The organism is Planktothrix paucivesiculata PCC 9631 (assembly GCF_900009265.2).
Taxonomy (GTDB): domain Bacteria; phylum Cyanobacteriota; class Cyanobacteriia; order Cyanobacteriales; family Microcoleaceae; genus Planktothrix; species Planktothrix paucivesiculata.
In genome coordinates, this window is the sequence record NZ_LR735008.1 from 65,001 (window position 1) to 87,479 (window position 22,479).

Genomic DNA, 22,479 nt, shown 5'->3' on the forward strand with positions numbered 1-22,479 from the left:
CTCTCTAAGTCCAGTGTCGCTGTCCCACTACCCCAATCGGTAAACCGACTGGTTTAGGCTGTTTCCCTTTCGCTCACCACTACTCGGGAAATCGCTTTTGCTTTCTTTTCCTCGGGCTACTAAGATGTTTCAGTTCGCCCGGTTCGCTCATGCCCACCTATTTGATTCAGTGGGCTGTTTTTGGGTTGCCCCATTCGGACACCTCCGGCTCGTCGCTCGCTTCCAGCTCCCCGGAGTTTATCGTCGGTCGCCACGTCCTTCTTCGCCTCTGTGTGCCAAGGTTTCCACCGTCAGCCCTTTCTATCTTGACCACTTTCTCTTTTTTCGAGAATTTCTGTTCTTGTTTGGTTAGTTCTCTCCACCTAGGGTTAGTTTCCTTTCCTTCGGCTGGGAGTTCTAACTACGAACTACTGCCAGTTTTTGTTTCTCTGCAATTTTCAAGGTTCTGTCTGGACTTGCTAGTCCAGCATTCTGGCTTCTTTTTTATTTACAGAAGCTAGGTGCTGAATTGTCCTAGGTTTTGAACCGGACTTCGGAGTTTGAAAGCTGTTGTTGTGTTTTTCATTCTTCTCGTAACGACCTGGGATGACTTTTGAGGGTGCTGTATTTTTGGATTGGGCACTCGACTCAAAAGTAGGTCTCCCTAAAAGGAGGTGATCCAGCCACACCTTCCGGTACGGCTACCTTGTTACGACTTCACCCCAGTCATCAACCCCGCCTTCGGCACCCTCCCCCCTTGCGGGTTAGAGTAATGACTTCGGGCGTGGCTCACTTCCATGGTGTGACGGGCGGTGTGTACAAGGCCCGGGAACGGATTCACCGCAGTATGCTGACCTGCGATTACTAGCGATTCCTCCTTCATGCAGGCGAGTTGCAGCCTGCAATCTGAACTGTGCCAGGGTTTAAGAGGTTCGCTCTCCCTCGCGGGTTGGCTGCTCTCTGTCCCTCGCATTGTAGTACGTGTGTCGCCCAGGACGTAAGGGCCATGCTGACTTGACGTCATCCTCACCTTCCTCCGGTTTGTCACCGGCAGTCTCGCTAGAGTTCCCAACTTAATGATGGCAACTAACGACGAGGGTTGCGCTCGTTGCGGGACTTAACCCAACATCTCACGACACGAGCTGACGACAGCCATGCAGCACCTGTCTTCTGGTTCCTTACGGCACTCCCACCTTTCAGCAGGATTCCAGAGATGTCAAGTCCTGGTAAGGTTCTTCGCGTTGCATCGAATTAAACCACATACTCCACCGCTTGTGCGGGCCCCCGTCAATTCCTTTGAGTTTCACACTTGCGTGCGTACTCCCCAGGCGGGAAACTTAACGCGTTAGCTTCGGCACGGCCCGGGTCGATACAGGCCACACCTAGTTTCCATCGTTTACCGCTAGGACTACTGGGGTATCTAATCCCATTCGCTCCCCTAGCTTTCGTCCCTCAGTGTCAGTTATAGCCCAGCAGAGCGCCTTCGCCACCGGTGTTCTTCCTGATCTCTACGCATTTCACCGCTACACCAGGAATTCCCTCTGCCCCTACTACACTCTAGTCTTCCAGTTTCCACTGCCTTTACGAAGTTAAGCCTCGCTCTTTAACAGCAGACTTGAATGACTACCTACGGACTCTTTACGCCCAATCATTCCGGATAACGCTTGCATCCCCCGTATTACCGCGGCTGCTGGCACGGAGTTAGCCGATGCTTTTTCCTCAGGTACCGTCATTTTGTTCTTCCCTGAGAAAAGGGGTTGACAATCCAAGAACCTTCCTCCCCCACGCGGTCTTGCTCCGTCAGGCTTTCGCCCATTGCGGAAAATTCCCCACTGCTGCCTCCCGTAGGAGTCTGGGCCGTGTCTCAGTCCCAGTGTGGCTGATCATCCTCTCAGACCAGCTACTGATCGTCGCCTTGGTAAGCCTTTACCTTACCAACTAGCTAATCAGACGCAAGCCCCTCTCTAGGCGATAAATCTTTTACCTTTCGGCTCATCCGGGTTTAGCAGTCGTTTCCAACTGTTGTCCCCGTCCTAGAGGCAGGTTCTTACGTGTTACTCACCCGTCCGCCACTAAATCCCGAAGGATTCCGTTCGACTTGCATGTGTTAAGCAGACCGCCAGCGTTCATCCTGAGCCAGGATCAAACTCTCCATTTTGAAGAATCTGTTGTTTTGGCTCTAAAACTTGTTTCTCAAAGTTTTAGAATTTCTTGCTTTCTCAGAAAGTTTGTGTTAAACTCCCTGATTAAGAATCAATTCTTTAATAACGAGATAAAGAATGTTTTAACTTGGCTTTCAAACTCTTTAGTTGTCCAGGTTCGGTGTGTCTTTTGTTTTTCGACACTTTTATAAATCTATCAGTCTTTCCCAAGGTTGTCAACCCTTTTGGGAAAAAAAGTTTTCGCCTCTTCAAATTCACCTTTTCATCCCCTTTCCAGTTTCTCTGCCTGGATATTAGTCCAAGACAAATTCCTGATTGAGCATTTTTACTGGTGTTTGATGGCTTACGGAATTTTTATAGGTGTTAGTGTAGGTACGGGAAGCAAGGATCAATTTAGCGTCAATTGCTGAGGGAAACGTCGTTTAAGGCGAAGGCTTAGACCCAGAGGTCGTCATTGTTGAACTGATAACAGTCGGATAATTTGCTCTGAGTATCGATTGTGGTGTTCTTAGAGCCTAACCTGTGTTAACCTCGCTGATCGATGTGAACCAACTATATATAGGATAGAGGCTCTGAAAATGATTGGGCGCGGTTGGTTAGTGGTCTAAAATCCGATATATCCTAAATTTCTCTAAAGGCTCCTATTATGATTAACGATGCTGACAACTCAGAAATTCAAGCGGAATGGGATTTGCTCGATTGTCTATTCCCCAAGGATCTGTTGTACCCGTGGAATCCTTATACAGTTGAGGCTGAAGCCTATTTTTTAGAGCAAGATGCTAAGGATGCTTTTGGGATGGTGTTTACGGAGGAGGAACTGGCGGATAGATCTGAACGGTTTATGGGTCAAATCAATCAGGTTTGGTCATCCACCCGTTTGCAAACATCTTTATTACAACGCTTTTCACCACAAATTCCTGATGAGTTGTTAAATCGTTTGGTAAGAGTGGCTACCCGTATGACGGAACAAGTGTCTTTACAAAGTTTGTCCCTGGCTGATCAATTAGTCCACTGTGTTCAAGAACTATTACCCCAATGGTCAGAAGAAGATTTGCAGGTTTTGGCCCGTCCTTTTGCGTATGCGATGCGAGGGGCAGAAATGGACGCCGGAAAATCGAATCCAGCTATCATGGAAGCGACCAGTTGGTCTGAGTTATCCGAAATTGAACAGGCTAGAACTTGTTTCGGGGTTGCTCGTTATGCCTTATTAGAGGTTTTGTCTGATCAGGAAATATCTTGATTAGGCTTTGGGATAGCTGGGGATCGGCAAATTTTAATTTTTTTGCTCAACCCCCTAGTCATTTTTCTGATCCTGTGCTACATTAAAAAATGTACGGCGAGCGTAGCCAAGTGGTTAAGGCAGAGGATTGTGATTCCTCCACTCGTGGGTTCAAGTCCCATCGTTCGCCCTGATATAAGAGTATTCAAAGCCGTTAGGGAAAAGCATGAGCCGTTAAACCTCGTAGCTCTTGCTTCTAGTGCCTGTTGCTGTGTTCCCAGCTATATAATTAAAATAACTAAATCGTCTATCAAGGGTTGTGGGGAAGAACATTCCTATAATTGTAGCTTTGGTCGGTTGGTCAAAAAGAGGAAAAATGATACACAATGAAGAATTAACCCCTCAATTAACTGCCGATGGTTCGTTTACTTTTTTCTCCTCGGAATTTGGAGAATTATTTCATAGTCATTTCGGCGCGAAACAGGAAGCAGAATGCAAATTTGTCGAACCTTTACAATTAAGAAAAAAAGCCGCAACCTCTCCCCTATTTTTACTAGATATTTGTTATGGTTTAGGTTATAACACAGCAGCAGCGTTAACCGCTATTTGGGAAGTGAACCCCCATTGTAAAATTGAATGGATTGGTTTAGAATTTGATCAACGTATTCCCCAAGTAACCTTAGAATATAATCTCCTGAGTGCCTATCCTAATTATATTCAAGAAATATTAAAAGAACTTGCCGAAAATCATCGTCTGAAAACAGAGTTATTCAACGCTAATTTAATAATTGATGATGCTAGAAATACTATTTCAACCGTTTATAATTCGGGATTTAAAGCCGATGGAATTTTTCTTGACCCCTTTTCTCCAGCCCATTGTCCCCAACTGTGGACAGTAGAATTTTTAACCCGAGTGGCCCAATGTCTCAAACCCCAGGGACATCTGGCCACCTATTCCTGTTCGGCAACGGCCAGAAGTGCCTTAATTCAAGCGGGACTACATATTGCTTCTACCCCTCCCGTGGGCCGGCGCACACCCGGAACCCTAGCCAGTTTCGACCCCAGCAGTTTACCCCCCCTATCTCCCAAAGAACTAGAACATCTACAAACCCGGGCCGCCGTCCCCTATCGAGATCCCAATTTATCCGATACGGCGGAGATGATTATTCTGCGTCGTCAAGCTGAACAAGACACCTGCACCCTCGAGCCCACGTCCCATTGGAAGAAACGATGGCGCAGTGAGTCCATATTGTGAAAAGATGGTTGAGGATGCGATTATCGTGTCTGTTACTTACAATTGACACCCAGACAGTAAATGGTAGCGGTAGCAATTTTAGCGGCGGGACGCGGAACTCGCATGAAATCTGATCTTCCCAAGGTTCTGCATGAATTGGGGGGACGCACTTTAGTTGAAAGGGTTTTAGAGAGTTGTGTCCGGTTGCAACCCTCCCGTAGATTAGTGATTGTGGGCTATGGGGCTGATTTAGTTCGCGACAGTCTGCAACAAACCCAGGAACAGCCAACTTTAGAATTTGTTGAACAAACCGAACAATTAGGGACAGGTCATGCCATTCAACAATTACTACCCCATTTAAAGGACTTTACTGGGGATGTACTGGTTTTAAATGGGGATGTTCCCTTATTACGTCCTGACACCTTAGAACAGTTAATTAAAATCCACCAAGAAAATGGAAACGGCGCGACTTTATTAGCAGCCCATTTCCCTAATCCTACGGGATATGGTCGGGTATTTTGTGATAGTCAAAATTTAGTGAATCAAATTGTTGAACATCGAGATTGTACCGATGCTCAAAGGCAAAATCATCGAATTAATGCCGGGGTTTATTGTTTTAATTGGCCGCAGTTAGCGAAAATTTTACCCGACCTAAAAGCCGATAATGATCAACAGGAATATTATCTCACTGATACGGTGCATCATCTGGATAAAGTGATGGCAGTGGATGTAGATGATTATCGAGAAATTTTAGGGATTAATAGTCGTAAAGATCTGGCTAATTCCTATAAGGTTTTACAAGATTGGGTTAAAACTAATTGGATGGCGGCCGGAGTCACTATTATTGACCCCGATAGTGTCACGATTGATGATACGGTCAAGTTGGAACCCGATGTAATTATTGAACCCCAAACCCACCTACGGGGAAACACAATCATTCAAACCGGAAGTCGAATTGGCCCCGGATGTCTGATTGAAAATAGTCAGATTGGAAAAAATGCCACGGTGCAGTTTTCCGTAGTTTCTGATAGTGTTGTTGCTGATAAAACCCGTATTGGGCCATACGCTCATTTAAGGGGTCATACAAAAGTTGGTGAACAATGTCGGGTTGGGAATTTTGTAGAATTGAAAAATACTCAAGTCGGAAATAGGACTAATATGGCTCATTTATCCTATTTGGGAGATGCACAATTAGGCAACAATGTCAATATTGGAGCAGGAACAATTACGGCTAATTATGATGGGGTTAAAAAGCATCGGACAACAATTGGAGATCGGACTAAAACCGGATCAAATAGTGTTTTAGTTGCGCCTCTAACCCTGGGAAATGATGTTACCGTGGCGGCGGGTTCTACTATTACGGATGATGTCCCCGATGATAGTTTAGTTATTGCCCGGGAACGTCAAGTAATTAAACCCGGTTGGCGCTTACAATCACCGGAATAATATTAATTGACTTAAGAGTGAGAAATTACCAAAGAATAGGATAACATTTAGAAGCTGTGATTTTGGATTAAATCATCCTGAAAATATGACTAAAACTTCTTCTGTATCTATGGTGATTTCTTCTCCTAATTTGATTGAAAAAAGATTTCCGGGGTTATACTCTTTTTGGAAGTTTTCCCGTCCCCATACAATTATTGGTACAAGTTTAAGTGTGTTGGGGATGTATTTAATTGCTATTGGTGAGTTTAGACAATTTTCTGGGTTTAATTTCAGTTTACTAGCTTTATTTTGGAGTTGGTTAGCTTGTATTGGTGGAAATATTTATATTGTCGGATTAAATCAACTGGAAGATATTGAAATTGATCGGATTAATAAACCTGATTTACCCTTAGCAGCGAGGGAATATTCCCCGTTTAAAGCTCAAATTATTGTCGGAATAGCCGGAATTTTAGCATTAACTATTGCAGCGTTTCAAGGCTATTATTTATTAGGAATGGTAACAATTAGTCTCCTGTTAGGGACAGCTTACTCCTTACCACCTATTCGGCTAAAACGGTTTCCCTTTTGGGCAGCTTTTTGTATTTTTACTGTTAGAGGAATTATTGTTAATTTAGGATTATATTTACACCTGAGTTGGATTTTATCGGGAAAATCAATATCATCAATTCCGATAATTACCCCTGCGGTTTGGGCGTTAACTTTATTTGTTTTAGTGTTTACCGTAGCGATCGCAATTTTTAAAGATATTCCTGATTTAGAAGGCGATCGCCAATTCCAGATTAACACCTTAACCATCAAATTAGGAACCGTAACCGTATTTAATTTATCTCGATCAATATTAACAGTTTGTTATTTCAGTATGATTCTGGGAAGTTTTCTATTAAGATCTTCAGTCAATCCCGTATTTTTAGGATTCAGTCATTTAGTCTTATTAACCGTATTATGGTGGGGAAGTTTCCAGGTTGATTTAAGCAATAAACAATCCATCACCGGATTTTATCAATTTATTTGGAAACTGTTTTTCCTAGAATATTTAATCTTTCCTCTCTCCTGCCTCTTAACTTAACCGTAGGGTGGGCGCATTCCTACCAAAAGTTAGTAATGTTATATCCTAATTCTTGGATCATTTTTCTTAATAAAGGTAAACTTAATCCTATGACATTGGTATGACATCCTTCTAACTTTTCAATAAATAAACCGCCCTTACCTTCAATTGCAAAACATCCGGCACAGTTTAAAGGTTCTCCCGTAGCAACATAAGCTTTAATTTCGCTATCAGAAACATCAGAAAAATAGACATTAGTAGTTTGAGAATAGACTAATATTTGATCGGTAGAAATATTAATTAAAGCATGACCCGTATAGAGTTGCCCAACTTGACCCCGCATGGTTTGCCAACGGGCGATCGCTTCCTCAATATTAGCAGGTTTGCCATAAATTTCACCCTCAACAGCCAAAACCGAATCACACCCCAAAACCAATAGAATTTCCCCCTGATTTGTAGGTTGATTCATTAATCTTTTGCTGATCACTTCTGCTTTACATTGGGCAAGTTTTTTGACTAATTCTACCGGGTTAGAATCTTCGATTTGAGATTCATCAAAATCACTTTTGAGAATAATCGGCTGAATCCCAATGGTTTCTAATAACCGTTTACGCGCCGGGGAAGCAGAAGCTAAAATAAATGTGATTCGATTAGGCTGATTCATGAAACTAAATTAATAAACTTTAAAAGATTGCACCACTTGTTTTAAGAGTGTTTGAGCTTTTTGCCAGCGTTTTTCAGTAGTAGAAACATTTAATGTAAATAGGTTTCCGCGACTAATAGTAACACTAGCAAAATCATGACGTTTTTGTTCGTTTGGAAGTTGTACCGCGTATTCTAACCAATAATAAAGGTTTGATCCTTTCTCAAAAGATTCTGCACTAATCAGTTCTGCGGTACGCCCTGAACCTTCTGGAGCGATCGCTTTTTTACTTAATGTATATCCTACCTCAGTGGGAGTGCCAATTTCTGCGAGGGTTTGACTCGGATTAGAAACCGGATTAATCACCACACTGACATTTTCACTTTGTTCAATCATATCGTGTAGTACCGTATCGGGGCCATTGGAGACACTCACCTGTGTCCATCCATTGGGATAGATAAATTCATAGCCATCGGCGGTATCCACAAAGCTATTTAATCCCATGCCCACCGATATACAACCTGTTAAGCTAAGGCTACAACAGACTAAAGCCATTACTAAAATTCGTTTGAACATTTGATCTTTTTCCTCATAAAATCGTGAATGAGTGCATTTTGTTGTGATCAGGGTGATCCCAATTTTCCTATTTTCTCATTATTCGGGCTTTTGGTTGCAATTTTTATTAATTTGGAGTTAGAATTATCGGATAATTTATGATTAATTATGGGTTTATAGATCAAGAATTAAGAAGCCCTGAAGGGCTTACTACTTTTGGTAATAAATATGAGTTTATCTCGAATTTTTGTCAGGTTTTATGGCACAATTGATAGAGCATTGGAGACGCTCAGGTAATTTTTTATGACTAAGTTTGTTTTTATCACCGGTGGGGTGGTATCGAGTATTGGCAAAGGAATTGTTGCCGCTAGTTTAGGACGTCTGCTCAAGTCGCGGAACTATTCCGTATCCATTCTTAAACTCGATCCCTATATTAATGTTGACCCGGGAACTATGAGTCCATTTCAACATGGCGAAGTCTTTGTGACCGAAGATGGGGCGGAGACGGACTTGGACTTGGGACATTATGAACGCTTCACCGATACCTCCATGTCTCGCCTTAATAGTGTCACAGCCGGGGCAATTTATCAAGCGGTGATTAATAAAGAACGTCGGGGAGACTATCAAGGAGGTACGGTTCAAGTCATTCCTCATATTACCAACGAATGTAAAGAACGGATTCATCGAGTAGCAAAAAATACGAATCCTGATGTGGTAATTACGGAAGTAGGAGGAACCGTTGGCGATATTGAATCCCTACCTTTTTTAGAAGCAATTCGTCAATTTAGGAAGGATGTGGGTCGGAAAAATGTTATTTATTTACACGTTACATTAATTCCTTGGATTGGGGTGGCCGGGGAAATGAAAACCAAACCTACCCAACATTCAGTTAAAGAATTACGATCTATTGGGATTCAACCGGATATTTTAGTTTGTCGTTGTGATCGCCAAATCCCCATCGGAATTAAAGAAAAAATTGCGGGTTTTTGTGATGTAGAAGCTGATTGTGTAATTACTTCCCCCGATGCAGATAGTATTTATGAAGTTCCATTACTTTTGGAGAAAGAAGGACTCGCCGAACAGAGTTTAAAACTGTTACAATTAGAACAACGACCACCGAATTTAACCGCATGGCAAACATTAGTTGATCGGCTTTATCATCGGGATTCAAATACAAAATGTCCCCTCCCCCATCCTCAAATCAAAATTGCGATTGTAGGGAAATATATTCAGTTAACAGACGCCTATTTATCCGTGGTAGAATCCCTGCGTCATGCAGCCGTCCAGGAAGGAGCAGAATTACATTTAGAGTGGATTAACTCCGAAGATATTGAGGGCAATAATCCGGAAAATTATCTCAAAAATGTGCAAGGAATTCTGGTTCCCGGCGGATTTGGACAGCGAGGAACCGATGGTAAAATTATGGCGATTCAATATGCCCGAGAACACAAAATCCCCTTCCTGGGTTTATGTTTAGGGATGCAATGTTCTGTAATTGAATGGGCTCGTCATCTTGCTAAATTAGAGCGGGCGCATAGTGCGGAATTTGATCCCCAAACCCCTAATCCTGTGATTCATTTATTACCGGAACAACAGGATGTAGTAGACTTGGGAGGAACCATGCGTTTAGGGTTATATCCCTGCCGTTTACAGCCAGATACTTTAGCCTTTAAACTCTATCAACAGGAAGTTATTTATGAACGCCATCGTCATCGTTATGAATTTAATAATGCCTACCGGACATTATTCTTAGAATCTGGATATCTAATTAGTGGAACCTCTCCCGATGGCCGTTTAGTAGAAATCATTGAATTATCAAACCATCCCTTTTTCGTGGCTACCCAATTTCACCCCGAATTTCAATCCCGACCCAATAGTCCTCACCCGCTATTTCAAGGATTTGTAGCCGCAGCAACCCATTTATTAGGACTCAACAGCACCCTACCCATGGAGAATTAGACCCGACCGGGTTGCATTCCAATTCCCTGTTTAATTCTTAGGCTGAATTATCCTAAAATTGTTAATTCAGTCAGAAAGAAAGAGCAGGGCATAAATTTCTAATTTCAGGGGAGATTTTGATCCTATCTGCTCAATCATTATTATATAATGATACAGAATGGGTAAGCGATCATTGTCCTCTGGTCTGTTGATCCGATTTACAAGCGAGTTGAGTCCCCGGAAGGATTCACAGGTCTGAGGAGGTTCTGTGGCGTACTGGATCAAAATGAATTATGAGCGAGAAACCTATCTCGTTGATCTCGACAGCGTGAGTGCGTTTGCTTCTGGATTTAACCAACGGATTGCCTTTTGGTTGCCAGCTAATGGCAAACAAATGATCATTAATTGTCAAACTAATCCCAAAACCTATGAGGATATTTTGGGATATATTCAAAGAATTACGACCCATTGCCCAACAAACTATTGGGTTAAAATTATTTATGAACGTCATGAATATATTATTGACTTGAATCGTCTGAATACCTTTGTCATTGATTCGAGTCAACGAATTACCTTCTGGCTTCCCGATGGGAAAGAACCCATTATTATCAACCCTCAAACCAATGCTGAAGCCTATTCTAAAATTTTAGATTTTATTCATAACAAAACCGGACATTCCTTGCCGTAAGGGAATTACGAATTACGAATTACGAATTACGAATTACGAATGGGTAATAGAAAGAGTTTACCTCCCCTGCTCCCCTGCTCCGGTCAACCCCTCAACCCCTTTGTCGCCAAAGTTTAATCGTGCCATCCGTACTTCCACTGATAATCAAATTCTCAACAGGACTATAGACCACTGTTCCAATAGCACCCGTATGACCTGTAAGACTTTGAACCGGGTCTAATCGGTTTCCTACCTGCAAATCTGAGCTAATTTGCCATAGATTTAAGGTTTGATCCCGACTGGCACTCACTAAAATTTTACCGTTTGGAGAAAAAACTAGGGATTCGACAGCAGCCGAATGACCAATAAAAGTGGCTAACTCCTGACCAATTTCCAGCCACCAGAGTTTAATGGTTTTGTCCTCACTCCCAGTCGCCAAAGTCAAACCATCGGGACTAAAAGCCACTGACCAAACGGGGAAGGAATGGCCCACTAAAAGAGCATCGGAATATCGGTGATCTAAACTCCATAATCCCACCGTCCCATCTCCACAACCACTAGCCAGGAACAAATTATCGGGACTAAAAGCTAATGACCAAATCGGAAAGGAATGGGCTTTTAAAGGGGATAGAGGTTGATTAGAGGTTAGATCCCAAAACCCAATCATGCCATCAAAACTTCCCGTTGCTAGAAGTTGGCCATTGGGACTAAAGGCTAAAGAACAAATCGGAACCGATAATCCTAAGTCCAATACCTGATTTTGGCGAGTGATTATATTCCAAAGATGAACATTTTTGTCAGATTCAATCGCTAGTATGGGAGAATTTGGACTGAATGTTAACCCATAGCCCGGATATTCCCGGTCTAAATTATCAGCTAGAATTATAGGCTTGCAGGGGGTTTTCAAGTTGTAGAGTTGTAAGGTGGTGTCATCACTACGGCTGGCAAGAAGTTGGCCATCAGAACTAATCGCAACCACTCGTACTGCATCGGAATGGATAGTAAGGGTATCACAACATTCCCAATTTAAAAGTTGAGGCTGTAGCATATTGAAGGAGTTAATCTCTTGAAACTAGCAGACTGGATCGGGTTTCTTTGTTTAATTATTGCTCTAATTATTCTATGGCAGTTTAGGCAGATCTTACTACTGGTGTTTACCTCGGTTGTTTTCTCAATTGCAATTAACAGTTTAGTGCGTCGGATACAACGGTTTGGACTCCAGCGAGGGTGGGCTGTTGTCTTGTCCCTAACTTTAATTGGGGTTATGGGTGCGGTGTTAATTAGTGTAGTTTTACCTCCGTTTTGGGGTCAGTTTCAAGAACTGATTAAACTGGTTCCCATCGGGTACGATAAATTTCTGATTTGGCTAAACAATGTAATTAAGAATCCTCCGATTTGGCTTCCAAATCTGGATATTAAACTGCCGAATTTTACCCAAATGGTGGAACAAGTTGGGCCTCTGGCTCAAAAGCTATTAGGAAATTTCTTTGCATTCTTTTCTAACTCGATTGGTAATTTTTTACAGTTTCTATTGGTATTAATATTTACCTTAATGTTATTAGCAGATCCTTTGGCTTATCGCCGGGGATTTGTTCGTCTATTTCCCTCATTTTATCGTCATCGGACAGATTTTATTCTGTCTGAATGTGAAACAGTTCTATTACAATGGATGGGAGGTATTGTAATTACTTCGACTTTTGTGGCGTTTTTAAGCGCCATTGGTCTATTGATTTTGGGAATTCCCTTTGTATTTGCCCATGCCCTATTAGCGGGAATCTTTAATTTTGTTCCTAATATTGGGCCAACCGCCAGCGTAATTTTTCCCGTTGCTGTTGCCCTATTAGATACACCCTGGAAAGCCTTGGCAGTCATTATCTTATACGTTATTATCCAGAACTTAGAAAGCTATTGGTTAAGTCCCCTAATTATGCAAAAACAGGTTGATCTGTTACCCGCGATTACCTTAACTGCCCAAATCTTTTTTGCCACCTTTTTCGGCGTGTTAGGCTTAATTTTAGCTTTACCCTTAACCGTAGTTAGTAAAACTTGGATTCAGGAGCTTTTAGTCAATGATTTATTAGATCAATGGGAGTTAGGGGAACAGGGGGAGCAGGGGGAGTAGGGGAGGTAGGGGAGGTAGGGGAGGTAGGGGAAGCAGGGGAGGCAGGGGGAGCAGGGGAGGTAAACTCTTGCTATTACCCATTACCCATTACCCATTACCCATTACCCATTACCCATTACCCATTACCCATTACCCATTACCCATTACCTATTACCCATTACCCATTATATTTTTGATAATTACCCAAGGAAAAAAATGGTTTATCCCGATACAAATTATGACTCAAATTCTCCTAATGTTCAGGAAATTGCCCTAGATTTTCGTCGTTTGGGTTATATGGGGTTTTGGATGCAGTCCATCTTGGCAATCATTCCCATATTGCTTTTAATTTTCGTTCTGTTTTTAAGACCGGCTTCCCCTTCTAATCCACAAAATTCTCCCTTGGTGATTATTTTAGGATACGGCTGTTTATTTACTTTAATTTTTACAATTTATTGGTGTTTCCGATATACTCAAATTGGCAGTAAATTAGCAGATCCTAACGAACGACCTCTAAAAACAGAAGTTGTTCAGGCCCTATGGATTGGAATTGTGATTAATCTTATCGGCATGACCTGTGTAATTTTAGTAGGTTTCTTAATTGTAGGAACTTTATTATATCGGATGCTGACCTTACCCCCAGGAGGTTCTAAAATTCTGACTCCCACCCCGGGGACAACGGTTTTGAATCCCGGTTCTATTGTGACTCCGTTTAATTTAATTGCGATTCAGGCTATGCTAAGTGCCATGGCTGCGGAAGTAATCGGAATTGTCGTGAGTTTGTGGTTATTAACTCGTGTCAGTTCCCATCAGTCTAATTCCTAAAGGAAGTAGAATTAAGATAGGGTGGCTTTAAATTAGGCATTTGTGGCAGTTACCGAACCTGCGGAATTAGCGATATTAATATCCCTGTGATCAATTCTAAAAGCTTGAAACTATGCCAGATATTTCCGTTGTTATCTGTACTCATAATCGGGATAGTTATTTGGGTTCAGCCCTGGATAGCATCCTCAATCAAGAATTTGACGATTTTGATGTCGTCGTTATTGATAACGCCTCGACCGACCGCACCCGTGAAGTTGTCGAGAGTCGAATGCCCCATCCCCGTCTAAGCTATGTCTACGAAGGAACCTTGGGCTTAAATGTCGCCCGCAACCGAGGAGCCCAGGAAACCACTGGCTCAATTATTGCTTATTTTGATGATGATGCCCTCGCTCCGCCTCAATGGTTAAGTTGTTTAAACTCCGCCTATCAGACCAACCCAAAACTGGGCGTAGCAGGGGGAAAAGTGACCTTAATTTGGCCGGAGGGATTTACTCAACCCAATTGGTTATCCCCCACTTTAATTGATGCTTTGGGGGCTTATGATTTAGGGGATGAAATCGTATTCATTAAAAATGCTGGCCAAACCCCCAGGGGTCTAAATTACTCCATCCGCCGGAGTGTTTTAGAGGAAGTCGGAGGATTTAAACTGAATTTGGATCGGGTGGGTAAAAATTTACTGTCCAATGGCGAACTCTATATGACAGAATTAGTCCTGAGACAAGGATGGCAAGTCGCCTATCTCCCCGAGGCCATTGTCGGTCATCATGTATCGGTTGAACGGACTAAAGCGGGGTGGTATTTGCGTCGAGGCTGGTGGCAAGGGATTAGCGAATATAATCGAGAACAGCTTGAAGGTCGGGCGGGCCCGGCTCAAATCCGACGGGGAAGCGAGAATCTATTGCGGGGTCTCTATAAATCTCTGAAGTTTTTCGGTGATCCGGCTCAACGTTTTGAAAATTTTGTGTATGCTTACGGTCAGATTGGTTATATGGGGGCTGCTATTTCAGGGATGCTCAAGTCTCCATCAACTTCCCATCAAGCCTAATTCCCCATTCCAAATCGGGGCAGCTTGGATCTATTTTTTTTATTGATAACGAGATAGCTAATTATGAATTCTAACCCCTCCAAACTTCCCGTTTCTGTGTTGATTCCAGCCAGAAATGAACAATCAAATTTACCCGCCTGTTTAGCGAGTGTAGCCCGGGCTGATGAGATTTTTGTTGTTGATTCCCAAAGTAGCGATCGCAGTGTGGAAATCGCCGAAGATTATGGGGCTAAAGTGGTTCAATTTTATTTTAAAGGGGGATGGCCGAAAAAGAAAAATTGGTCATTAGAAACCTTACCTTTTAAAAATGAATGGGTGTTAATTGTAGATTGTGATGAACGGATTACGCCTGAGTCTTGGGATGAAATTGCCGAAGTAATCAAAAACCCAGAATATACAGGATATTATATTAACCGTCGAGTCTTCTTTTTAGGCACTTGGGTGCGTCATGGGGGTAAATATCCCGACTGGAATTTGCGTTTGTTCAAACACAAATTAGGCCGTTATGAAAACTTAAACACCGAAGATGTTCCCAATACGGGAGATAACGAAGTTCATGAACACGTTGTTATGTCTTCGGGTCAAGTGGGATATCTCAAAAATGATATGCTCCATGAAGATTTTAGAGATTTATTCCACTGGATTGAACGTCATAACCGTTATTCTAATTGGGAAGCTCGGGTTTATTATAATACATTGATGGGGACAGATGATAGCAAAACTATTGGTGCTGATCTATTTGGGGATTCAGTTCAACGCAAACGATTTTTAAAGAAAATTTGGGTGAGATTACCCTTTAAACCCTTACTAAGATTTATTATATTTTATATCATCCGCTTGGGATTCTTAGATGGTAAAGCCGGATATATTTACGGCCGTCTTTTAAGCCAATATGAATATCAAATCGGGGTGAAATTATTTGAATTGCGTACATTTGGCGGCCAATTAAATGTCACCCCAAAACCCGTTAAACCCCCGATCCCCCATTAATTTATGTTGGAAGAAAAAACAACTTTTGTGGATTTACGCCAATACGATCAATCTAATTTTGATCGGGGAAAACCGGGTTGGTTTGTGTTGTTATGGTGGTTAGTGCAAGCGATCGCATTTCCCCTCAGCTTACATCCGTTTAACGGCATACGCTGTCAAATCCTACGATTATTTGGCGCTAAAGTTGGTCAAGGGGTTGTGCTGCGTCCCACCGCCAGATTTACCTATCCTTGGAAAGTAACCATCGGGGATTACAGTTGGATTGGGGATGATGTGGTTTTTTATAGCTTAGATGAAATTACCGTGGGAGAACATTGCGTGATTTCCCAAAAAAGCTATTTATGCACCGGAGGTCACGATGTTAAAGACCCTGGGTTTCAACTGCAAACAGCCCCAATTGGGATTGAAAATGGGGTTTGGGTGGCTATGGATTGTTTTGTTGGGCCAGGGGTTAAAATTGGCGCAAATTCAGTTATTGGCGCGCGTAGTAGTGTATTTAAAAGTATGCCCCCTGGCCAAGTTTGTATCGGTTCCCCTTGTCGTCCCTGTTATCCCAGACCGATGCACTAATCTAAGGGAATTACGAATTACGAATTACGAATTACGAATTGGGGACTAAGAATTAATAATTCCGTTTCCCCCTAGTTTTAATCCCGTTTAATTTCTGAATATCTTTCTAGGGCAAATTGGATGAGTTGATGCACCAATTCTGGGAAAGAAACCCCCGTTGCCTCCCAAAGTTGAGGATACATACTTGTAGCTGTAAAACCAGGGAGAGTATTAATTTCATTAATTAAAATTTCTCCGGTTTTTTCGACATAGAAAAAGTCAACCCGTCCTAACCCGGCTGCATCAACAGCTAAAAATGCTTGAACCGCCATTTCTTTGATTCTATTAGCAATTTCATCACTAATTTTTGCCGGGATAAATAGATCGGCTTTGCCTTCAGTATATTTAGTTTCATAATCGTAGAAATCACTATTAAAGGTAATTTCCCCCACTACGGAAGCCTTGGGTCTATCTGTTCCTAATACGGCACATTCTACTTCCCTAGCCATAACTCCCGCTTCTACAATAATCCGTCGATCATAACTGGCTGCGTTATCTAGGGCTGTTTCTAATTCTTGGCGATTTCTGACTTTGGAAATTCCAACGGATGACCCTAAATTAGCGGGTTTGACAAAACACGGATACCCTAATTCCACTTCTAATTCGTCACATAATTTAGGGAAAATACAGGGGTTTGAATAAATTTGCGATCGCATCACCAGTTTATATTTAACTTGGGGTAAATCCGCTTGAGAAAATGCCATTTTCATCGCAATTTTATCCATACCAATGGCAGAACCCAAAACCCCAGAACCCACAAACGGAACCTGCATCAAAGTTAATAGTCCTTGAATCGTTCCATCCTCTCCATTGGGCCCGTGTAAAATAGGAAACCAAACGTCAATTTCTGATAAATTAATATTTTGAGGAATGCGATCGCCAGGTTGAGCTTCATCGCTAGTTAATAGGGGTTTTCCTGACTCTAAAACCTGTTGGGCAATGGCGCTATCTTTCCAAACCCCATTTTTTTGAATATATACGGGTAACAGTTCGTATCGACTTGTATTTTCATCGTTGGTTAAGGCTTTTGCGATCGCCCTCGCCGAACTAATCGAAACTTCATGTTCCCCAGAACAGCCACCAAATAATAATCCCACCCGTAATTTAGTCATAGCTATTGGAATCAGTGATCAGTTATCAATTATCAGTTATCTGTGTCAGAGTCAATAGTCGATTTATCAACCCATTACCTTATTACTGAGCGCAGTCGAAGTATTACCCATCACCTATTTTTTGAATTTTCGGTAATTTTAAACCCTGGACAACTCCTTGAGGCTGCATTAATGGTAAAAACTCCTCTACTTTTTCAGCCCCGGCTATTTGTAATGCTTTTAAAAGTTGGCTAGTTTCATCCATCAATTGTTCTACATTAATCCCACTATAATCAGGATAATAATAGTCTAGCTTTCCCAGTCCTTCCCCCATTAAAATAACAGCCCCTTTCCAATTTTTTTGGCTTAAATGATACAACCCGACGGCAATTTGTAAAACTCCTTGATAGAATTTTTTCTCCGGTTGGGGTGCTTCCATCCACAAAGCCTCTAAAGTGTCGTGACAATCATAGAATTGTTGTTGATTAAATTCCTCAACTCCTTGCCAAAATTCCCGGGGAATTTCCGCTTCCATAGATTTAAACTCCCAAACCAAACCCAGAGATAAGTAAGAATCTACTCACTCTATTTTTTTCTAAAAAAAACACCTAAAACCGACACCAAACCCTAATTATTATTACAGAGTAGAGCGAACTTGTTCAATTTCTTCTAGGGAAATTTCTTGTTGATCTCCAGCAAAATCATTATCGGTGGTTAGGAATAACATACAATGACATTCTTTGCGTTCTCGCATGGGAACACAGGGACAATTCCAGAAGGCATTTTTAACTTCAGCTTCCTTATCTTCATAATGACGACAGGGACAAAGGGGCGCTCCTAAATCGTCTTTATGTTTAGCTAAACCTTCAATCACAACAGCAGTTACTGAAGGTTCGGCGCAGAAGTAAGTTCCCGTGCGTCTGGCGTACTGCTCGGAGAACTGCTTCATTGCAATTAGGCTCTTTTGAGTGGATAATTTATCGTTAGTTTCTGGGGTCATGGATCGGCGTGTAATTTGTATAACAATATCATTTTAATTGTACCGCAATGGGTGTCAATTTGAAAAGAAACCGCAGAAAGGATAGATAAAAGACCAGGTGACAGAATAAGTCAATCTTGATAAATTGGCTAAAAATTTGATTTTCTCAAGGAAGACTGAAGTTGAGATTTTAGGGGTTGATTGGGAATAATATCTAACCCTAAATTAGATAATTTTTGGCTTTGAGGATCAATTTTTTCCCTAGATAATAGGTCAGCAGAATTTGGCCAGAGCAACCACCGACTTCCGGCGAATAATTGTTTTAAAGATTCAGGATTCTGAGTCAACCAAATTATCGGAAAATTAGGGAGATTTTCCACAACTCTATCTTCCCCTAAGTTAACATCTGCCAAGGTATAAAGAACAACTCGATTTCCCGAAACTAATCCGGTTTTTGCTGTCCATAACTGCACATTTAATTGACTGTGGGACGCATAAAAATATAAAGAAGCTGCGGCAATTACGGCCTGTTCAAAATCATCGGGTTGCCAGAAAAAACTACTATCTAAACCAATAATAACTTCTTGACCTCCATTGGAGGTTTCTAATTCCCTGACCCGTAATTCTCCATAACGGGCACTCGAACGCCAATGAATTAAACGGGTAGCATCACCATAACGATAGGGTCTTAAAGTCCGGGTAATGCCTTCTGTTGCCATTTGAAACTGGCGATTTTCATAAACATTCGGGTTATAATCCTGCCCCATTTCATCAATTATAGGACAGGTAGTTAAGGGTAAAACTAACGGGTAAACAATAGCCGTGGCGGGTGCTTCTCGTTTCCGACTACACCAAAATAATCCTAGGGGTGTGGCGGTTCTTAATTGTACTCCCATCCAATGATAAATTCCGCGTTTTTCGGTGGGAATATAAGTCACCCATTGACGAGATTGATGGGGGGGTAAAAATTCAATAACTGTGGCAGATTCTCCTAAACTTGGGGGTAATAAATCTTGAACTTGAATCAGAGTTTTAGCTTGATGAGTAGAATTTTCAATCGTTAATTCTACGGTTAAATCATCTCCCACACTCACAGGGGGAATTATTTCTCGTTTAATTTTTATGGATAATAGGGAACGTTGAGGTAAAATTGCGGCGATCGCTAATAAAGCAAAACTAATTCCACTAATTACATATAACCATCCCGCCATTGTATTAGTAGCCGAGCCAAAGAAAAATATAGATAATCCAATCAGTAATCCTCCACTATAAGCAGGAGCTACGGCATGAAATTCTAACCAACGTTGCAATTTAAACCGATTTTTTTTCATGGTAAAAAGTAATTGAGAACCAAGGAGATTGGGGTTGGGTTACGAAATTTTTACAAAGCCGACGGGAGAGATATATATTCTTTATAATTTAATTAATGCCAAATTGTGTTGAAGTCAGCTAAAAAATCATGACCAACTCCGCTTCCCCCAAGCCAGTCCCGAAAATGCCTCCACCTCCTAGTGGTGTGGAGCCTTCATCTCTTACTGTCAATTCTGCATCTTCGATCAAAATGATGGTCAAAGATGCCTATAGCAAAAAAGCCTCAGATATTCATATTCGGGTCGGACATACGCCTCGATTTAGGATTCAAGGTCAAATAGCTAGGGTCAAGGAGCAAGCTAAAGTTACTCCTGAACTATTTGAACATTATTTGGATGAAGTTCTGACTCCCCATCAACGCCAACAGTTTGCGGACACAAAGGAATTAGACACGGCGGTATTTTATCCGGGGTTAGTGCGCTGTCGGGTGAATTGTTTTGATTCCCTGACCGGAGGCGCGATGGTTTTACGTTTAATTCATCTACAAATTCCCTCCATTGATGAATTAGCCTTACCCCCAGTTCTGAAAAATATTATTAGTTATCCCCAGGGTTTAATTTTAATCACCGGGCCAACGGGTTCGGGGAAATCCACCACCCTAGCGGCGATGATTCGTCACCTGAATGAGACGGCTAAAAAACATATTGTAACCATTGAAGACCCGATTGAATTTGTTCATCCCTCCAAGATGTGTTTGATTAGTCAACGGGAAGTAGGGTTACATACCCTAGAATTTAATAACGCATTACGGGCGGTTCTGCGGGAAGATCCCGACGTGATTCTGATTGGGGAAATGCGCGATCGCACCACCGTTAATACGGCCCTCCAAGCGGCTCAAACGGGTCACTTAGTTTTAGGAACTCTCCACACCCGGAATGCTTTAAATGCCATTAATCGCCTGTTAAACCTGTTTAATGTGGATGAACAACCGACGGTGCGGATTCAGATTTGTGATTCCTTAGTGGCAGTGATTGCTCAATTATTAGTTCCCACCGTTGATAATAAACGGGTGGCGGTTCACGATGTTCTGGTTAATACTCCAGCCATGCGAGATTATCTACTCAAAGGCGATGAGGAAAATGCTTTACAGTTAATGGAATCAGATACCTATGAAGGAATGCAACTGATTAACCAAGCCCTATTTGAACAGGTGATTGCCGCCCGGGTCACCATGGAAGAAGCCGAAAAAACCTCTCCCGACCCCACGGATTTAGATCGTCGCTTCCGCATCGCCGGCATCGATAGTGCAGGTATCGCCCGCCAGTTCAAAGAAGGTAAATCCCCCTTCAGTGCCTAAACTGCCCTCCCCCACTTCCCCTGCCCCCTTCGTTCTATAATTTGGCAATCCTCTTAATCTTGCCTTGATCGTGATTGCCCTTTATCCCGGTAGCTTTGATCCGGTTACGTTAGGACATTTAGATGTCATTGAACGAGGCTGTAAACTATTTGAACAGGTGATTGTGGCGGTATTGGGAAATCCGAATAAAAAGCCTTTATTTACGGTAGGGGAAAGGATGGAACAAATAAGCTACAGTACCCAACATCTGAACAATCTGGAAGTAGCCAGTTTTGACGGTCTAACGGTAGACTATGCAAAACTAAGGAATGCTCAAGTGTTAATTCGAGGGCTGCGAGTTCTTTCAGATTTTGAGTTAGAACTGCAAATGGCTCATATCAATAAAACCCTATCAACAGAAATTGAAACGGTATTTTTGGCAACCTCAAAGGAATATAGCTTCCTATCTAGTAGTGTTGTCAAAGAAATAGCCCGATTTGGAGGTTCTGTTGATCATCTTGTTCCTAATCACATTGCTCAAGAACTATATAAATGTTACGCCAGGAATCAACCCCAAGACTAGAACCCGAACAAAATGGACTCCGTGTAGAACCGGAAACGACGGTCAGTAATTCCCCTGGAATTGATATCCAACGGGAACTTAACCGACTGGAGGAGATGATTCTCGATAGTCCTAGAATCCCATTAACTCGACGCACTTTAGTCGATGAAGAACAATTACTGGATCAATTAGATTTGATTCGATTGAATTTACCCAGTGCCTTTCAAGAGTCAGATATTATCGTCCGTCATAAGGATGAAATTCTGCAAGAGGCGGAAGAATATGCTCAGGAAATTATCGATGTGGCGGAACAACGAGCCGCTCGAATATTAAATGAGATGGGTTTAATTCAACAAGCTAAATCGGAAGCGGATCAATTGCGTCAACAGGTTCAACATGAATGTGATACGCTTCAGCAACAAACCTTATCAGAAATTGAACAAATTCGTTATCGTCTTCAACAGGAATTGGAGGAAATGCGATCGCGAACTATGGCAGAATGTGAAGAAATTCAAAACGGTGCCGATGACTATGCAGATCACGTCCTAGGGAGTATCGAACAACAGTTAAATGAAATGATGCGAGTGATTCGGAATGGTCGTCAACAAGTACAGGGAAATCCTCCAACACGGTAACCCTACGGATCATGGAATTAGGAGATAGCCTAAGCGTTTTTACAGCGTCTTTCCAGCCATCTCCGATTTTTATTTGCAGATTTTCCCGCCATTCGTAATTCGTAATT

The 22,479-nt window shown here is 42.0% G+C and carries 21 protein-coding genes, 1 tRNA gene and 2 rRNA genes (1 of these 24 cut by a window edge); 15 read left to right on the forward strand and 9 right to left on the reverse strand.

The genetic code is table 11. The features are described from left to right. Together PL9631_RS07280 and PL9631_RS07285 are read right to left on the reverse strand one after the other, a co-directional pair. Positions 1-311 (reverse strand): 23S ribosomal RNA (locus PL9631_RS07280); it reaches 2,576 nt to the left of the window's first position. 335 nt (positions 312-646) lie between these two features. Further along, positions 647-2,137, reverse strand: a 16S ribosomal RNA gene (locus tag PL9631_RS07285). The 16S and 23S rRNA genes sit together here, the layout of an rRNA operon. Positions 2,138-2,787: 650 nt before the next feature. Between PL9631_RS07285 and PL9631_RS07290 the strand changes: the two genes are divergently transcribed. The 5 genes from PL9631_RS07290 (at position 2,788) to PL9631_RS07310 (ending at position 7,106) form a co-directional block, all read left to right on the forward strand. Continuing rightward, positions 2,788-3,381, forward strand: coding sequence for a hypothetical protein (locus PL9631_RS07290; RefSeq protein ID WP_083618518.1), 594 nt, complete (start codon positions 2,788-2,790; stop codon positions 3,379-3,381). Between the two features lie 96 nt (positions 3,382-3,477). Then, a tRNA-His gene (locus tag PL9631_RS07295) sits at positions 3,478-3,550 on the forward strand. Positions 3,551-3,736: 186 nt separating this feature from the next. Further along, positions 3,737-4,615: a tRNA (5-methylaminomethyl-2-thiouridine)(34)-methyltransferase MnmD gene (locus PL9631_RS07300; protein ID WP_083618520.1), complete on the forward strand. Its 879-nt coding sequence runs from the start codon at positions 3,737-3,739 to the stop codon at positions 4,613-4,615. Between the two features lie 60 nt (positions 4,616-4,675). Further along, positions 4,676-6,040, forward strand: a complete 1,365-nt coding sequence (gene glmU / locus PL9631_RS07305) for a bifunctional UDP-N-acetylglucosamine diphosphorylase/glucosamine-1-phosphate N-acetyltransferase GlmU (protein ID WP_083618522.1) — start codon at positions 4,676-4,678, stop codon at positions 6,038-6,040. Between the two features lie 85 nt (positions 6,041-6,125). Beyond that, positions 6,126-7,106, forward strand: a complete 981-nt coding sequence (locus PL9631_RS07310) for a homogentisate phytyltransferase (protein ID WP_083618524.1) — start codon at positions 6,126-6,128, stop codon at positions 7,104-7,106. A 19-nt stretch (positions 7,107-7,125) separates the two neighbouring features. Here PL9631_RS07310 and PL9631_RS07315 read toward each other — a convergent pair whose 3' ends face one another. Next, positions 7,126-7,749, reverse strand: coding sequence for a Maf family protein (locus PL9631_RS07315; RefSeq protein WP_083618526.1), 624 nt, complete (start codon positions 7,747-7,749; stop codon positions 7,126-7,128). A gap of 9 nt (positions 7,750-7,758) precedes the next feature. Further along, positions 7,759-8,304: a photosystem II reaction center PsbP gene (gene psbP / locus PL9631_RS07320; protein ID WP_083618528.1), complete on the reverse strand. Its 546-nt coding sequence runs from the start codon at positions 8,302-8,304 to the stop codon at positions 7,759-7,761. A gap of 282 nt (positions 8,305-8,586) precedes the next feature. On the opposite strand from psbP, the gene PL9631_RS07325 reads away from it, so the two are divergent. Then, complete coding sequence (locus PL9631_RS07325; RefSeq protein ID WP_083618530.1) at positions 8,587-10,242, forward strand: CTP synthase; 1,656 nt, start codon at positions 8,587-8,589, stop codon at positions 10,240-10,242. 265 nt (positions 10,243-10,507) lie between these two features. Further along, a complete protein-coding gene (locus PL9631_RS07330; protein ID WP_231516669.1) occupies positions 10,508-10,909 on the forward strand; it encodes a hypothetical protein in 402 nt (133 codons plus the stop codon). A gap of 91 nt (positions 10,910-11,000) precedes the next feature. Here the strand turns inward: PL9631_RS07330 and PL9631_RS07335 are convergent, their stop codons facing one another. Continuing rightward, positions 11,001-11,936 (reverse strand): WD40 repeat domain-containing protein, encoded by a 936-nt coding sequence (locus PL9631_RS07335; protein WP_083618534.1) that lies wholly within the window; start codon positions 11,934-11,936, stop codon positions 11,001-11,003. An 18-nt stretch (positions 11,937-11,954) separates the two neighbouring features. On the opposite strand from PL9631_RS07335, the gene PL9631_RS07340 reads away from it, so the two are divergent. The 5 genes from PL9631_RS07340 (at position 11,955) to hpsU (ending at position 16,419) form a co-directional block, all read left to right on the forward strand. Continuing rightward, positions 11,955-13,010: an AI-2E family transporter gene (locus PL9631_RS07340; protein WP_083618536.1), complete on the forward strand. Its 1,056-nt coding sequence runs from the start codon at positions 11,955-11,957 to the stop codon at positions 13,008-13,010. A 195-nt stretch (positions 13,011-13,205) separates the two neighbouring features. After that, positions 13,206-13,814 (forward strand): DUF3611 family protein, encoded by a 609-nt coding sequence (locus tag PL9631_RS07345; RefSeq protein WP_083618538.1) that lies wholly within the window; start codon positions 13,206-13,208, stop codon positions 13,812-13,814. Positions 13,815-13,926: 112 nt separating this feature from the next. Next, positions 13,927-14,859 (forward strand): glycosyltransferase, encoded by a 933-nt coding sequence (locus PL9631_RS07350; protein ID WP_083618540.1) that lies wholly within the window; start codon positions 13,927-13,929, stop codon positions 14,857-14,859. Positions 14,860-14,922: 63 nt separating this feature from the next. Then, positions 14,923-15,849, forward strand: a complete 927-nt coding sequence (locus tag PL9631_RS07355; protein ID WP_083618542.1) for a glycosyltransferase family 2 protein — start codon at positions 14,923-14,925, stop codon at positions 15,847-15,849. 3 nt (positions 15,850-15,852) lie between these two features. Further along, positions 15,853-16,419 carry a hormogonium polysaccharide biosynthesis acetyltransferase HpsU gene (gene hpsU / locus PL9631_RS07360; RefSeq protein WP_083618544.1) on the forward strand — a complete coding sequence of 189 codons (567 nt, stop codon included), beginning with the start codon at positions 15,853-15,855 and terminating at the stop codon, positions 16,417-16,419. Between the two features lie 77 nt (positions 16,420-16,496). Here hpsU and PL9631_RS07365 read toward each other — a convergent pair whose 3' ends face one another. From PL9631_RS07365 to PL9631_RS07380, 4 genes are all read right to left on the reverse strand, one after another. Beyond that, the gene (locus tag PL9631_RS07365) at positions 16,497-17,570 is read right to left on the reverse strand and encodes a D-alanine--D-alanine ligase family protein (protein WP_083618546.1); all 1,074 of its coding nucleotides are present in this window, start codon (positions 17,568-17,570) and stop codon (positions 16,497-16,499) included. Between the two features lie 103 nt (positions 17,571-17,673). After that, positions 17,674-18,084: a DUF309 domain-containing protein gene (locus tag PL9631_RS07370; protein WP_083618548.1), complete on the reverse strand. Its 411-nt coding sequence runs from the start codon at positions 18,082-18,084 to the stop codon at positions 17,674-17,676. Between the two features lie 102 nt (positions 18,085-18,186). Beyond that, on the reverse strand, positions 18,187-18,549 hold the full coding sequence (locus PL9631_RS07375; RefSeq protein ID WP_083618550.1) for a ferredoxin-thioredoxin reductase catalytic domain-containing protein: 363 nt from the start codon (positions 18,547-18,549) through the stop codon (positions 18,187-18,189). Positions 18,550-18,677: 128 nt separating this feature from the next. Then, positions 18,678-19,859, reverse strand: a complete 1,182-nt coding sequence (locus PL9631_RS07380; protein ID WP_083618552.1) for a DUF58 domain-containing protein — start codon at positions 19,857-19,859, stop codon at positions 18,678-18,680. Between the two features lie 128 nt (positions 19,860-19,987). Between PL9631_RS07380 and PL9631_RS07385 the strand changes: the two genes are divergently transcribed. The 3 genes from PL9631_RS07385 (at position 19,988) to PL9631_RS07395 (ending at position 22,372) form a co-directional block, all read left to right on the forward strand. Beyond that, the gene (locus PL9631_RS07385; RefSeq protein ID WP_083618554.1) at positions 19,988-21,196 is read left to right on the forward strand and encodes a type IV pilus twitching motility protein PilT; all 1,209 of its coding nucleotides are present in this window, start codon (positions 19,988-19,990) and stop codon (positions 21,194-21,196) included. Between the two features lie 70 nt (positions 21,197-21,266). Then, on the forward strand, positions 21,267-21,758 hold the full coding sequence (gene coaD / locus PL9631_RS07390; protein ID WP_083618556.1) for a pantetheine-phosphate adenylyltransferase: 492 nt from the start codon (positions 21,267-21,269) through the stop codon (positions 21,756-21,758). Further along, positions 21,728-22,372 carry a hypothetical protein gene (locus PL9631_RS07395; protein WP_083618558.1) on the forward strand — a complete coding sequence of 215 codons (645 nt, stop codon included), beginning with the start codon at positions 21,728-21,730 and terminating at the stop codon, positions 22,370-22,372. The genes coaD and PL9631_RS07395 overlap by 31 nt, the downstream gene beginning before the upstream one ends. Positions 22,373-22,479: the final 107 nt, after the last annotated feature.